Annotated in this window: 10 protein-coding genes; 2 read left to right on the top strand and 8 right to left on the bottom strand. The window is 65.0% G+C overall.

Translation table 11 applies throughout. From position 1 onward, the window contains the following. Window positions 1–266: 266 nt before the first annotated feature. From Q4F19_RS16865 to Q4F19_RS16855, 3 genes are all read right to left on the bottom strand, one after another. Window positions 267–839 (bottom strand): thermonuclease family protein, encoded by a 573-nt coding sequence (locus Q4F19_RS16865; protein WP_303544970.1) that lies wholly within the window; start codon window positions 837–839, stop codon window positions 267–269. A 66-nt stretch (window positions 840–905) separates the two neighbouring features. After that, window positions 906–1,298, bottom strand: a complete 393-nt coding sequence (locus tag Q4F19_RS16860) for an aldo/keto reductase (protein ID WP_303544967.1) — start codon at window positions 1,296–1,298, stop codon at window positions 906–908. Further along, entirely contained in the window at window positions 1,291–2,385 is a 1,095-nt protein-coding gene (locus tag Q4F19_RS16855) for a mannose-1-phosphate guanylyltransferase/mannose-6-phosphate isomerase (RefSeq protein ID WP_303544966.1), read from the bottom strand. Before Q4F19_RS16855 ends, Q4F19_RS16860 begins: the two co-directional genes overlap by 8 nt. A 1,619-nt stretch (window positions 2,386–4,004) precedes the next feature. On the opposite strand from Q4F19_RS16855, the gene Q4F19_RS16850 reads away from it, so the two are divergent. Next, entirely contained in the window at window positions 4,005–4,175 is a 171-nt protein-coding gene (locus Q4F19_RS16850) for a hypothetical protein (RefSeq protein ID WP_303544965.1), read from the top strand. Between the two features lie 415 nt (window positions 4,176–4,590). Here Q4F19_RS16850 and Q4F19_RS16845 read toward each other — a convergent pair whose 3' ends face one another. Both Q4F19_RS16845 and Q4F19_RS16840 read right to left on the bottom strand, forming a co-directional pair. Continuing rightward, complete coding sequence (locus Q4F19_RS16845) at window positions 4,591–5,064, bottom strand: Ros/MucR family transcriptional regulator (protein ID WP_303544962.1); 474 nt, start codon at window positions 5,062–5,064, stop codon at window positions 4,591–4,593. A gap of 724 nt (window positions 5,065–5,788) precedes the next feature. Next, the gene (locus tag Q4F19_RS16840; RefSeq protein WP_303544959.1) at window positions 5,789–6,064 is read right to left on the bottom strand and encodes a hypothetical protein; all 276 of its coding nucleotides are present in this window, start codon (window positions 6,062–6,064) and stop codon (window positions 5,789–5,791) included. 458 nt (window positions 6,065–6,522) lie between these two features. On the opposite strand from Q4F19_RS16840, the gene Q4F19_RS16835 reads away from it, so the two are divergent. After that, window positions 6,523–7,311: a PEPxxWA-CTERM sorting domain-containing protein gene (locus tag Q4F19_RS16835; RefSeq protein ID WP_303544957.1), complete on the top strand. Its 789-nt coding sequence runs from the start codon at window positions 6,523–6,525 to the stop codon at window positions 7,309–7,311. 147 nt (window positions 7,312–7,458) lie between these two features. On the opposite strand, the gene Q4F19_RS16830 is transcribed toward Q4F19_RS16835, so the two are convergent. Genes Q4F19_RS16830 through Q4F19_RS16820 form a run of 3 tightly spaced genes read right to left on the bottom strand, consistent with a single transcriptional unit; the run spans window position 7,459 to window position 14,596 of the window. After that, on the bottom strand, window positions 7,459–10,215 hold the full coding sequence (locus Q4F19_RS16830) for a patatin-like phospholipase domain-containing protein (RefSeq protein ID WP_303544954.1): 2,757 nt from the start codon (window positions 10,213–10,215) through the stop codon (window positions 7,459–7,461). Between the two features lie 18 nt (window positions 10,216–10,233). After that, the gene (locus Q4F19_RS16825) at window positions 10,234–12,087 is read right to left on the bottom strand and encodes a GMC family oxidoreductase (protein WP_303544951.1); all 1,854 of its coding nucleotides are present in this window, start codon (window positions 12,085–12,087) and stop codon (window positions 10,234–10,236) included. A gap of 16 nt (window positions 12,088–12,103) precedes the next feature. Beyond that, window positions 12,104–14,596 (bottom strand): hypothetical protein, encoded by a 2,493-nt coding sequence (locus tag Q4F19_RS16820; protein WP_303544948.1) that lies wholly within the window; start codon window positions 14,594–14,596, stop codon window positions 12,104–12,106. Between the last annotated feature and the right edge of the window lie 27 nt (window positions 14,597–14,623).

Genomic DNA, 14,623 nt, shown 5'->3' with positions numbered 1-14,623 from the left:
TTGGATCAGCGACGTTGCGACGAGCGCGACCGCAAGGCCTGCCCACCGCCTGATCGGCGCGTACGCTGTCGAGGATCTGAGGCTCTCGAGCGCCAGCGTCTGCCCGACACCCAGCACGAACATCGGTGAACAGAAAATGAGATAAAGCCCGAGCGCGCTCCGCCCGGTCAGGAAGGCGAGCAGATCGGCCAGAACATAGCCGAACCCCCAGACGACAATGGCGGGCCCGAGCGCCGTCTGACCAAAGCCGTCCCGGAGCCGTGCGATCATCGGCGCCGCGGTATGCACGGGATCATCAGGCCCGTCGGATCATATTCGGGCCAGCGGACGGCTTTGCCGCTCTTGATCATGGCGCAGCTGACGTCGAGCCCCGTCGCCGTGCGGCAGCTGGCATCGACCCGGTTGTAGGAGGGGCCAAAGGACAGGCATTGCATGCGCCCGACCGCGATCCGGGTCAGCTCCGCCTTGGCCTCCGCCCCGGATGCGACGGGGCACAGATCTGCGTAACGGCAGCTATTGTCGACCTCCCGCGCCTCGATGCCGCGCAGGCGAACCTTGACCTGGTTGCCCGCGCTGTCGATCTCCGCACAGTTGATCGGGCCATCGCCGTCATACACGCTGAGCACGGTGCACGAAAAATGCTGGCCCTCGGCCGTATCGACGGTCACCGGCTTTCGCGACGAGAAGGCGCTGAACGCGATAAAAGCGAGCGCTGCCAGAATGATGGCTCCGACCGCCAAACCGGCCGCGCCGACGCGTTTCGGCTTTTTCTGAGTGTCCGCTATGGCCATAGCATCTCCTTGCCCGTCAAACGGGTCATTGCGCTGGGCGCCGAGCATCTGGTCACTCCGCGCGGCGATCGTCTGCCAGCGGGCAAGTCCGTCGACCTCGCCGCGCCAAGGACGCTAGCTGCCACGCTTCGCGACGTACATATGCAGGCTGTAATTGGTGCCGCGCCGCTTGCGCGAGGCGTCCGCCGCGGCGGTAGGACAGCGATCCGGCCGCTTGCCGCCAGGACCCTTGCGCATCCCGAACCTGGTCGCGATCAGCACGTCGTCGCGCCGACCGCGCGCCTTCAGCCATTCGCCGATGATCGTCCCGCTCTCGCCGCCGGCATTGCCCGGCACCCAGGCCGAATAGACTTCGGCGGTGTCGATCAGCATCCCGCCGCCGGCCACGAACGCATCAAGGATGTCGAAGCTCGTCCGGCGGTCGGCGGTCCAGCCGAAGACGTTTCCGCCGAGCATCAGCGGCGCGGTGACGAGCCCGCTCGCGCCGAGCGCGCGCCGCTCAGGCATCGAGCAGATCTTTCGCAACCGTGGTGAAGCGATCGAGCGTGACGTGGCCGTCGCGCTTCAAATGCTCGATCGCGCGCTTCACGTCCTGACTGGAGCCGCGCGGCAGGATCAGCACCGCATCGCCGGTCGCGATCACAATCAGATCGTGGATGCCGACCGCGGCGACGAGCGGGCCGTCGGTGCGGATCAGGCAGCCCGACGTGTCGATCGCGACGACTTCGCCATGATGCGCATTGTTGGCGGCGTCGCGCGGCGCGATCGCGTGGAGCGCGTCCCAGCTGCCGAGATCGGACCAGCCCATGTCGACGGGTACGACCGCGACGCGATCGACCTTCTCCATCACCGCATAATCGACCGATTCGCTCGGCGAGGCGCCGAAGGCGTGCGGATCGGGATAGAGGCGGCCGCCTTCGCGCCGCGCCTTGTCCATGCCCTCGGTCGCGGCGGCGAGCATCGCCGGCTCCAGCCGGCCGAGCGCGCCGAGATAGGCGGCGGCGGTAAACAGGAAGATGCCGCCGTTCCAGCTATACGTCCCCGCGGCGAGATAGGATCGCGCGGTCTCGATATCGGGCTTCTCGACGAAGCGTTCGACCTTGTTGACGCCGGGGGCGAGCTCGTCGCCGCGGCAGATATAGCCATAGCCGGTCTCGGGCGCGTCGGGGGTGATGCCGAAGGTGGCGAACCAGCCCTGCGTGCAGAGCGGCTCGGCGACGGCGACGGCGGCCATGAACGCGTCGACATCGTCGATCACATGGTCGCTCGGCATCACGAGCAGCAGGTCGGACGGCTGGGCGGCGAGCGCGGCAAGCGCGATGGCGGGCGCGGTGTTGCGCGCGGCGGGCTCCAGGACGATTCGGGCATCGGTGATGCCGATCTGTGCGAGCTGGCTCTCGATCTCGTCGGCATGCGCGGCATTGGCGACGATGATCGGACTGGCGAAACCGACGCGCGCCATCGTCCGCCGCGCGGTGAGCTGCAGCATCGTTTCCGCACCGGTCAGAGACAGCAACTGCTTGGGACGCTCCGCGCGCGACATCGGCCACAGCCGCGTTCCCGACCCGCCCGAAAGGATGACGGGTATGATCATGCTGAAATTCTCCCGGTAACGATCTTCGCGCGGACGCGCCGGAGGCAATGACGTTAAAGCCGCGCGCCTGTTGCACAAGCCCGCCATGCTGCCGCGAACGAGAGGAGCGCGTGTTCAAGATCTGGCCGCGCCAGAACGAAGTACCCCCAAATCAGACGCGTCGTAGCATGTGACGGCTTTGGGCCCCGCGGGTGCCGCATTTCGCGACATCCCGTGCTGTCACGCCCTTCATCGATGCTGTCACGGCTGACACGTGAGGAACCTTGCCGCCCAGAATGGAGCGACGAAACGTGGCTATGGAGAAGCGCGGGGGCGGCCAGAGCAGGGTGTGTCATCACGACCCCGCTTTTCTTGGTGCGTCGCGTCATAAAAAGACTGCAGCCCGCGCGCCGAGGTCGACAGCGCGGTGCGCGTGTCGCCACGGCCAGGATGAGGTCGGGATCGAGTCTCACGGTCGTCCGCCCTTTGCTGACGCCGCATCTTCACCGCCAAATCCTCATTGTAACCAACCAAATTGCGGGGCGCGGCAAACGCTTCGGGTCGGATCAGATCCTGCTTTCAGGCGGGCACGGCAAGATATTGTGGCCGTGCCGCTTCGCGCGCGCAGGCGGCGCCAAAGCGTAATAGCGCGAGGCGCGCCTCGCTCGGCCATGCTGGAGCAGGTGCCAGCGCTGCCTCCCCCGTGCGCCCCGATCGCGCCATCGTGGGTGGTGGCTGGCCGTCACGGTGACCGCTGGATTCACGGACGCCGATTCGGTATGAAAACGCATGACGAATGCGCTTCAAGCGGACGGCGTTGGAGCCTTTTTGGTCGTCATCCTGATCGTCGCATTGTCCCTCCTTTGCTGGACGACAATTCGTTGGTCGCGCATCACCGCGCGCGAACCCTGCCCCGACTGTGGACGACCAAGCGGCACCAATGATTCTTGCCCAGAATGTGGGCTGGATTCACCCTGGTGAGACCGTGAACGAGCAGGGCCAAACGACCGCGCTTCAGCGTCCCGGCAAGAGCAGGGCACGTCGCGACGCGTCGGCGGTGAAGAGCGCCAGCCGCACATAGCGGGTCGTCAAACAGCGTGCGGATCGTGCCCGAGCGTCCCTAGTGATGCGTGGGCGCGGCGAAAGGCGGCGCTGAATCCTGTCGGTCGTCGTCGCACGCTCTGGGCGCATCACCCACATGCGCGCTGCCGCCCTCATCAAAAGGATGAGAGGCGCTCTGCCGACGATTTTTGCGTCTCCGCTAACCCGCCGCCGACATGTTGCGACGCCGGCCTCTGCCTCCAAAGGTGAACCAGCTTAAGGCGATGGAGACAGGATCCTGCCAGATCGAAAGGTGCAATTCTGCGTCGCGAGCCTGACATCGGCTCAGTCTATCCGATCTGGGTAGTCCCTATGCTCATCTGCTAACCATCCTGAGTAGCCGCGTCCCAGCCCATCCTCTGAGACAATCATAGATCTGAGTTGCTCTGTGCCCACGTTGCTCCGTTTATGCACGAGGATGTCGGCCCCAAGTCAGGTTCTGCATCGGATCGACCTGTTGCCTTTTGGTCGAGCGGCAGGCGCCGGCGAACACATGGCACGCGTGCGCTCGGCATCGTTCCGCTGCGGCCTGAGAACCGGTGGACGGCGCGTTCCCGCAGGCTCGCCGACGTCAGAAGAGCCTCGATCAAGAGGCCAAGGACGATGTCGCCGCGACGAACGCGCGTCGCAAGGCCGTGCCCGACGAATCGGTGACCGGTGCGGGCGAGAAGTCGATCCTCAAGGGCAAACCCGTCGCTCTGCTCGTATAGTCTGCGCTAAGCGGAGTGGTTCGGAACCGACCGCGTCCCAGGAAGGAGCGACCGTGGCCTTTGCGGGCCAATTCCTCGGGCCCGTCGGCCGCAGACTGGAGACCTTTATCGAGCTTCTGTGGAACGAACCGATGTCCCATCTTCGCCGCTGGCCAAGCTTCGAACCGTTGCGCCCGATCGCCGCAAACCCGAAGGCCTTCACTTTGGGTGCTCGCGACCTGGCGTCTGTCCTAGCAAGGATGGCAGGACGATGGGTCCGGATCCGCTCAAGCCCGTCGACGAGGCGAGGCGGCACGCGGCTATCTTGCGCCCGCCGCCCCTACCGACGCAGGATGCGCGAACGCGACGCGCGCCTATCCTTGTCCCTGCGGGTGCCCGACACGCCCGAGGGCATGGCCCCATCTGCCGCCAAATGTCAGCCCTTTGCGAACGCGCTGATCGTTCCCGTGCGACGCTTAGGCACGGCTGGCGCGGCTTCCGCTTTCTGGCCGAGGCCGATCGCAAGCGCGATCGCGCGCCGTTTCTGGCTATAGCCAGGGGCAGTCATCGGATAGTCATGAGGCAGATTGAAGGCTTGGCGGTAACTCACTGGCGTATGCCCGTTATTGCTCAAATGCCGGCGCAGCATCTGATAGGCTTTGCCGTCGATCATGCTGATGATGCGGTCCGGGTCCGCGAGCGACCTGCGAACGCTGACCGCGCCCGGTGACGCGCCAAGTCTCGCAGGTGCCTCAGGCGCCGTCCGCAGACCGGCCAGCGTGCGGTGAATCTCTCCGATCAGCGCCGGCACGTCGCCCGCTTGCATCGGATTATGAGCGACATAGGCCGCGACGATCACGCCTGTCAGTTCGAGAAGTGTCTCGAAGCTCCCTGTCTCATCCTGGCTCATAAGTTATTCCGCATGACAAATGTTAGGTGACTGTCTAGCGACGTCGCCAGCCCGCGCAAGGCTTACAGTGTGTTAATCGCCTCATGGCCGTTATTCGCTGTGAACACTGTCATATAAAGTCTCGCCGCGGCGGAGGAGTCCAAAAATTGCCAGAAAGCTTGGTTTTTTTTAAGTCTGTGACCGAGACCACCCAGTCTTGGATCCACAAGCCGCCGCGATTCGGTTGAGCCACACGCCACCATCCGTCTTCGCCGACACGCTACCCGACATGCCACGGACTGCCGCTCGGTCCGCCGGCAATCCGGATCCGAGGTCCGCGCTATCGGCCGCTCGCCTCTGATCACCGACCTTGGCGCTCCTGTTCAATGTTATGCGCCAAACAACACGTTCCGATCAGGCAACGCGAGCGCCCGCCCCCGTCGCGGCGACCGCAATGCGCGGTTCAGTCTGTGTCGTCCGACAGCGCGACGCGCGCTTGGGCATTTGGGATGAGCGGCGGACCGGCTCGTGCCTGTGTTCGGCCGCGCCTCGCGGATTGGGCTTGCTCACCGCCGTCATGAGCCTGGCGGAATGCCCCGCCGCCTCGGCGGCGACCCTTGGACGATTGTTCACGAGACTATGCTCACCGCGCTCAACGGGATGCGGACGCCGCCGAAATCGCGCGTGGTGGATCTGCAGATCTATCGACGGCATATGACGGGCAAATTGGTGACAATGCGACCCCTCAGGCCGCTTGGCAGCGCTCGCGCACCGGATCAGGTTCCTGCGCGGTGGGCGCATCGCAAACCGGAGGATCTGCTGATCGCGCGCCCGCTGCGGGCGCGCTCGTCTCCGGGCGGGCGCTGCGCTGGAAGACAAGGTCCAACGCCACTGCCCGCTGAAACTCTCGCAACCGCTCCATGCGCTGCTCGTCGGGCCGCGCTTTGAGCTTTTCAATGGCGATCTCGCGATCGATCCGCCTTCGCTGCACGATCACGAAGTTCTGTAAGGTACCGGGCATAAACACTACTCACACAGGCGGCCACCGACTCGCGCCTGACAGCAAAGCACACTGCTCTTCGAAGGGAAGTCCTTTTGCAGATCTGGGGCATATATGAGGGGAGCCGTGCTGTCCGCAGGCTGAAATCGATCGCACGTTAACGATTCCGTCGCCGCCCCATGCGCGGAGCATAAAGCATTTGCTCTGTCCTCCAGCGCATGAAGAAGCCTTCTCCCCAAACACGCTCCGCCCGCCGTCAACCCTGCGCGCGACCGGCCGGAGCGCTGAGGTGCCAGATGGCAGACCGCGGCAATCGCAGCCTTTCCGCACAAATGTTGATGATAGATCCCGCGTTAACCATCTTTTCTTTTGCCCCGCACGCGCAGGTCTGTTTACGCAGCGTTAGCTGACGCCCCAAAGGCGCGGCCGACGCTCCCAGCCTATCGTTGGGACCGTGTGATAACAGGGGTGATGAAGTGATGACGTCTCGTATCCAGGGTCTGGCGATCGCCGCGACCGCCGCTGCCATCGCCATCGCCGCCCCTGCTGCGGCAACATCCTTCGTTTTCAACACCACCGGCAACAACACGACCGTGTCGTCGAAAGTGTTCAGCTCGACCGTCGCGGGCACGACCCTCAACGTGCGCGTCAGCGCCTGGCAGGCGGTCGACAAGGCCGGCAATACCGACCTCGACGACATCCAGTCGGCGAGCCTCGGCCTGTGGGACGGCGGCCTCGGCGTGACGGGCTATCTTAATGGCAGCTCCGGCTCGAGCGAAAGCACAGCGGGCAACCACCATCAGATCGACAATATCGGCAATGTCGATTTCATCATGCTGCAGTTCGACAAGGCTGTGTCGCTGACGAGCATCTATCGCAACGTCTATGATCTTGAGGGCGTCAAAGGCGCCGACGACAGCGATGCCGCATATTGGGCGGATACGGGCAAGGCCATCGGGACCGACTGGACTGCGGTGTATCCGCTGTCCGGGCTGGACGTGTCCGAGAAGCTCTGGACAGAAATCGCCGGCAATTCGTCGGACGGCAGCGCTGTGCTGACCGGCACCGTGCCGACCGCATCGGTCTGGCTGGTGGGCGCAAGCTTCCTCGCGACGCGCAACGACGGCTTCAAGATTTCGTCGCTGACGGTCAGCTACACCCCGCCGGCAGTCCCCGAGACCGCGACGTGGGCGATGATGGTCATGGGCTTCGGTGCCGTCGGTGCCGGTCTGCGCCGTCGCCCGCGGGTGGCGGTCACTTTGGCCTGATCCCGCCGCAGAGGTACCGGCGCCGCCGATCCCCAATCAGCGGCATTGCTATGTCCGCAGGCTATCGCGGCGCCGTCGCGTCTCGTTCGACACCAATGAGGCTCTCCCCGCTGCAACGCGATGCCGGCCTTACGCTATCCATACCCCTCAGCGTCGAACCGCGGGAGCGCGTCGCGCCTGATCCCCCTTCGATGTCGCGCCGGCGCGTCCTCCGACGGGCACTGGGTCGGCGAGCAATCGAGGGCATGCCGCGAGCAAGCGGCGCATCGCCTCCTCGCCCAGCCGCCGATAGGACTCCCACTGCGCCTCGTCGAAAAACTGGTCGCCGGTGGGCTGCTGCGGAAAAGGCGGCATCGTCGCCGCATAGCCCGCCACATCGGCCGGCATGCCAGGCAGCAGACGCGGCTTGATCCACAGCAGATGAAGCACGTCGTCGCCGAGTGTCACGCGCAGCAATAAGATGAACGGCCGGCTCCGGGCGTCGATCATGCTGGCCCTCCAGTCGGGATCGGCGGCCGGATCGACGAAGACCGACGCATCGACCACGCCCAATATCGCCAGCTGATCGGCCAGCTCGACGCCTTCGAGAATCATGGTCTCGCCGCCGAGATCGATGCGCGTCTGTCGCACCAATGTCTGCAGATCTTCGAAGGCATAGTCCGGATCGGCGCCATTGTCCGACACGATGATGAACGGCACACGCCGGCGGATCAGCGGATAGGCGCCGCTATTCTCATAATGGCCGCCGTCGGTGAGATATTTGCGATCATAGCCGCGTGAATAACGGCAGGTCATCTCGTTCGCGAGATAAACGAACGTCGCGAAATTCTGCGCGACCCATCCTTTGAAGCCGAGCGTCTGCGGCACATCCTCGCACATGCGCGGCGCCCACCACCAGTAGCCGAGCCGCACATTGGCAAAGGTGAACGCCAAAGCGAAACCCAGGCTCGTCATCCGCCCCATTGCCGAAGAGGCCGCCGCGCCCGAAATCGCAATCCACTGGCCCAGGCTGACATTCTCCGCGTGGCTGCGGTCGGGATCGGGCGGATCGTTCGTCAGCCGGCGCCAGTCGGCGAGCTGTCGCCCGATCCGCACGCCGCCCGGCTCCAGGCTCATAATATCTCCCTTGCGATCCCGCGCGACGATCTGCGAGCGCAGATCCAGCGTCTCGTTGATCGTCACATTGATGATATGGATCGGCGCGGGCAGATCGAGTTCGCCGTAGACGCGCGGCTGGATATAGTCGCCGGCATGATTCTCGTTGACGGGCACGGGATCGCGCGTGCGCACATGCCCACCGCGCACCGGATGCTCATCCTCGCGCACATCGGGCAGGGCGAGCCGCTCGATGTTGCCGGCCCCCAGATAGGCGCGCGTCAGCCGCGCGCTGTAGAGCGTGTGCAGCGACGAAAGGTTGATGAACCCCTCGGCTTTGCCGGACACGATCGCCAGCAGCCACGCCAGCGCCAGAAGCACGATGAGACGGGGCCAATTCGCTTGGTCCGTCCAGATGGTGTCGCTCCACGCGGCGTGATGGACGAGCGCGGTCGCAGCCACTGCGAGCAGTCCGTACAGCACGAGGCCGAAGACGAGCGCGGTCGTCGTCGCGAAACGCTTGACCAAGCTTTTGATGGCGGATTTGCCCGTGCCACCGAACCAGTCGGGCAGCTTTTTGATGAGGAAAGCAAAGACGGGCAGCATCCCGGCGAGGAGCGTGCGGCTGACCCCGCCTTCCACCAGGCGGTTCAGCATGGCCGCGAGGCTGTCGATGAGCCCGGCGCCGACAATCAAACCGAGCAGCAGGTTCGCGCGCGCGAGCCGATTGGTGAGACGCGCGCGCAATTCGGCCGTCAGCATCGTCCCTTGCGTCTTGAGCTGGTCCGCATGGTAGCGATCGGTCGCCGCGCCAAGCGAAGCGGCGACGATGCCGAGCACCACCGCGCCTGTCAGAAACCGCCCGACATGCCGGGTGACCGCCTGGCCGAGTGGCTCGGCATACCACCATGCCACCCCGATCAGCGCCACCAGCAAGACCACGGCCGCCGCAGCGGTGGCCACCGCCACGCGCCCCAGCGTCTGGTTGAGATTGTGGTGCTGCTTGGCCGCGCTCGGCTCGTTGGCGGACATCGCCTGCGTGCCCCAATAGCCGATCACCAGCGCCACGATCTGCACGATGGGAATCAGCGCGAGCCCGAACAGCGGGCTCGCCGGAAGCGGCCCGACAGGACCGCCACGCACCCAGCCGAGCAAGCCGAGCAGACCCGCCTCCACCGCCACCGTCACCGTCGCGACCGCGGTGCACGCCAGCACGAACAGATAGACCATCGCCAGCCAGTTCCGCGCGAGATAGGCAATGGCGAAACTGAAGTCGGTCGGCCCGTTGGGCGCGAGATAGCGACTATGTTCGCGCAGCCACCACATGGGGTTGCGCACGGTGCGCGGCTTCCCCTGATTGTGCGCCTGGAACGACAATTCCTGCTGGTTGGGCGCGCTGGCGAGCGCCGCGCGGGCAAAGGCATATTGCTCGGCAATGGCCTCGATCACGGCATCGTCGGCCAGGACCGGCTGCGCCTTGATCCCTCGCCGGGAGGCGGGGACGAACAGGCTTCGTAGGAAAACGCCCGCATAGCCGCCGCCCGACACGGTCGACAGCACGTCAATCTTGGACAGCGCGTCGCGCGGCGATTGAGCGAGGCCCTGGATGAGGCCGAGGCAGAAGGTTGCGCTGCGAATGCCGCCGCCCGAAAAGGCAAGGCCAACGGGTGGCTGCGGGTCTGCCGCGTCGCTCCACGCGTCGTCACCGCCCCACCAGATGCGGACCCGGCGCCGTCGGTCGATGAGCGCCTTGACCGACTCCAGCGCGGTGGCAGGCACCGCAACCGTCTTCGCCCCCTCTTGCGGCATCATGCCCCCCTTGCTCGTCTAGGCCGAGGCGCTACGGCGGGCGCACACGGGCTGCTCCAAAATCAGGTCCGCCGCGCGCTCCGCCGCCATGTAGACGGCACTCACGATGAAATAGCCGGGGATGCGCGGGAAAATCGACGCATCGACGATCCGCAAGCGGTTGACGCCGTGCACGCGCAGCCGGCCGTCCAGCACGCCGCCATCGCTGAGCTTGCCAATTGGACAGCTACACGATGCGTGATGCCCCCAGGCATGATCGCGGACCCAGTCGTCCAGAGCTGGGCCGCGAATGTCCTCGCCCGGATCCAGCTCCCCCTCGATCAGGCCCTTGCGCTTGAGCGGCGCGGTCGCCTCGCGCACGAACGCCACGCCCTGCGCGACCGCTCTCAGATCGCGTCCCGCATGGTCCGATCCCTCCTCAAAATAGTGAAACTGGACGAGCGGCGGATCACGCGGATCGGCGGATCTCAGCCGCACCGTGCCCGCGCGATTGTCCGTTCGCGCTTTCAAGATCGCCCAGCTGATCACGTCCGGCCCGGTTGCCAGCGCCTTCGAATAGCCCGGAAAATAGCCTTTGAAATTGCCGAGAAGCGCGAAGATGAACAGGTCCGCTTCGTCGAGCGCCGGATCCGATTTTCGCTTGAAGGCGAGCGCGGCGCCGTTCGAAATATAAATGCCGGTGCGCTTTTGCGCCCACATCAGCCCAACCGGATCATCCGCCTCATAGCGAACCTGCTCAAGCGACTCCCATGTGTGCGCGAGCTTCGACTGGACGCAGACCTCATAGCGATCCTGCAAATTGGTGCCCACGCCCGGCAGGTCGACGCGTACGGTGATGCCGTGACGCTCGAGCTCGGCGCGTGGACCGATGCCGGAGAGCATGAGCAATTGCGGTGTATTGAAGGCGCCACCGGACAGAATGACCTCGCGGCGAGCGCGCAGCGTGCGCAGCGCCCCGTCCGCGACCGCCGGGTTTGGCGCCGCGCGATACAGGCGCCGTCCAGAGCGATATTCAACGCCGATCGCGCCGCCGTCGGCGTCAAACAGGACGCGCGTGACGAGCGCATTCAGCTCAACGCGCAGACGCTCCGGATAGCGCTTCGCGACCGACAGCACGCGCTCGCGTGCACCGGTACGGCGATGACCGTCGTTCGCGAGCGGCGCGTAGCACAGGCCTTCGGCCCCGTTGGTGCGCCGATCGTTCGGATCCAGCGCGCCTTGGAACAGCCGCTCGATCGACGCGCGCAAGCCTGTGATGCGCCGCGCGGCTGCGATCCCCGCGACCTCGAGCAGATGGCGCAGCTTCGTGTCCGCTAGTGCCTCGCGCGGCTTGCCAACTTCGATCGGCAGCCACCCTCGCCAGCCATGGCCGGTCGGCGTGATCCCGAGCCGCGCGAGCCAGCGCCACACCGGGCGGTGGCGGCATGCCTCCACGCGCTCTTGGTAGCGCGCCATTGACGCGCTGCCCCACCCCGGATCGCCCGAGAGATGGGCAATCAGATCCCAGTCGCACGCCTGTGCGGTCAGGAAAATCATCGCATTGTGCGCGGTGCATCCGCCCAGCGTACCTGCCCGTGGATAGAGCACGCCCTTGCCGGGCACCCGTTTGGGATCGCGCGCCGCTTGCGTCGCATCCGCGAAATGTTCGACGAACATGTTCCACGCCATCGCCGGATGTTCGGAGGCGAACGGATGGAAAGCGGGGATGTCATAGTCGCCCGGAAAGCGATCAATCCCGACTTCGCTCCGGGGATCGCCGCCCGCCTCGAGCAGGATGACGTGCATCCCCTCTTCGGCAAGCCGCGCCGCCAGCGTGCCACCGCCGGCGCCCGATCCGACGACGATATAATCGCAGTCGAAGCCGTCGCTCATTGCGCGTGCCCTGCGATCACAGCGTCGCCAAAAAGGCAATCAGCGCCTTCTTGTCGGCTTCGGCAAGCGGTGCTTCTTCACCCCAGGACCGCTCGTCTGCGGTTCGCCCCTGGTTGAACTGCGCGGTGCCGAAATAATGGCCGCGATTGACGACGAAATCGGGACATTTGCTGAGCTGCAGGAGCGGTGCGCGAAGCGACGCGAAGGCTTGGCGCAGCGCATGATCGTCAAGCGACTTGCCTTTCGTCATGATCAGCGCCTTCTTCAGCTCGGTCAGCGCCACCAGCACCTGATGATAATGGCCGGCAATAGCGCCTGCCTCCTTGCTCTCGGCCAGGGGTTGAAGGCTGGCGAGCAGATTGATCGGCACACCTTTCGGAATGGGCCCCAGCACCAAATCTCCGTCCTTGTTGACGAGCTGGCGCAGTAGCCCGCGGTCCGGATCGGCCAGCAGGTCCTGCAGTCCGAGCAAATAGGATTTGGGCACGAACAAATAGGTTCGGCGCGTCGTGCGATCGATCAGCCCGCCCGCGCGCGCGCCAAGTTCGCTGTCCATCGCGCGCCGCTCGGGCCACAGCATCTGTTCGATCGAGCTTTGAAACTCTCGATAACGAGTCGCCACCGAAGGATCAGGGCTGAACGGACCGACCGTGTTGTTCACCAAATAGGGCGCCGTCGACCACAGCGAGATCAGGCTCGGCACGCGCGTATAGCCGCGCCCGCCCCCCGGCATCTTGTAGGCCGCAGGCTGTCCCGTGAAGGGATTGATCACCGAGACCGTTCCTACTGCCGGCAACGTCTTGTAGGTTTGCGATGAGAAATTGTCCCAGATGTTGCCGGCGATCGCGTTGGTGGCGAGCGGACTGCACAAATTGGTACGCAGCAGGGTCACCGGGATGCGGCGGTCGGTGGACAGGTAATTGTCCGCGAGGAAATCCGGGCGATGCACGATCGCGCGCATCTGTGTCTGGTAGTCGCCGCTCTGCGTCCACCGCCACCAACGATGCGTGCCGTCCAGATAGTCGCCCGCGCTTGTCTTTACGTCGGACGGAACCCGGTCGGGCTGCTTGCTCGAATGGCAGCGCGCGCAGCTCTGCGCAAACACATCCGCGCCATGCGAGACCAAAGCCGCTTGCGGTGCGAGCAAAGCCCGCCCGCCCGGCGCGTCGGCCAGCCTGTCGGGCTGGGCCGCCTTGAGGAAGAACAAGGCGATCGCAGGCGTGCCCTTCTCGGTCGCGCGCCAATAGGCCGAATGCGCGCGCGCGTCCGCGATTCTGATCGGCGACGGCGGCTTGCCCCCGACCACGGGATTGAAGTGGCGCAGCCATTCCTCGCTGAACAGGCCGATATTTAGGAAGACGCGGTTGAGCGCTCCCAGCGCGCCGACCGAATCCGCACCGTCTTTCAGCACGTGCGGCGTCCAGACCGTGGCGGGCTTTTGGAAGAAGTCGGTCAGCCAGCCGGTCCTGACCACTTGGTTGAACTGCGCATTGTCGAGCCCGCCGCCGGCGAGCGTCTCGCGCGCGTGCGGCTTGGCCGCGCGCAGTCGCGCACCCAGCTCGTAAATCGCATTCTGTGTGCGAGGATTGTTGATATTGTCGGTCGAGACGAGCGACGTGTCCAATGCGCCGGGCCGATAAGTTCGGATCCACTGATAAACAAAATTGGCCTCGTTCGGCTTCCAGAAGAACAGCCGGTCCGACCAGAGATATTGCGCACCGACGGTGGAATTCAGTTCGGACCATTTCGGGTTGGCCGGGTCAGCCGGCGGGTGCATCGGGCTTGGCCCCACATGGCAGAAGGCGCACGCCATGCCGACGCGATAAGGACGGACGAGGTTGGGATCCTGATAATAAGCCGGATCATTATAATAGCGGACAGGATCCCATTTCTTTTCGGCCGCCGCGTCGAACGCAGGATTGGGAAAAAGGCGCAGGCCCACAATTCCGGTGGGCCAGCCATAATAAGAGCCAAGCGGCAGCGTCTTGCCATCGGCGAATGTCGTGCCCCGCGCACCAATCATTACGCCCGGATATTTGGTTTCATCGGCGAACGGGTCGGCGGGACAATCGGCTTGGCGCTGATCGAAATACAGGCCGAACCGAATCGGATCCGGCGTGTCGGCGACCTGGAAACAGGGCTCGTTGACCGCGCCCAGCCAGCGCCAGCGGGTTGGCCGCCGCAGCGGACTGCCCGGCGGCGGCGCGACGATCTTGAGCAGATCGAAGGTGCCGAGCGTCGGCTTGCCCATTCTGTCCCAGAACCGGTCGTTGCCGCCCGACCAAACGAGCCACATATTGCGGCCCTTCACCTCCTCCGGCGAGAGCGCGACGCCATTGTCCATGTCGCGGAAATAATCCTCGCCCGCATGGACGAAGTGATCGTCGGCGACACCGGCCTGCACTGCTTCGTCGATCACCGGATCGATCTTGCGATGGCAGGCCGTTGCCAGCAGCGCGAGACCCGACAAAGTCACGCAGCGCGATGCGGCGATTCGCTTGCCCACCATGGTCCTCCCCTCGCTTCTTCTTCGGCG

The organism is Sphingomonas natans (genome assembly GCF_030546695.1).
In the GTDB taxonomy this organism is placed as follows: Bacteria; Pseudomonadota; Alphaproteobacteria; order Sphingomonadales; family Sphingomonadaceae; genus Sphingomonas_I; species Sphingomonas_I natans.
This window is presented reverse-complemented; position numbering and strand designations above follow the sequence as displayed.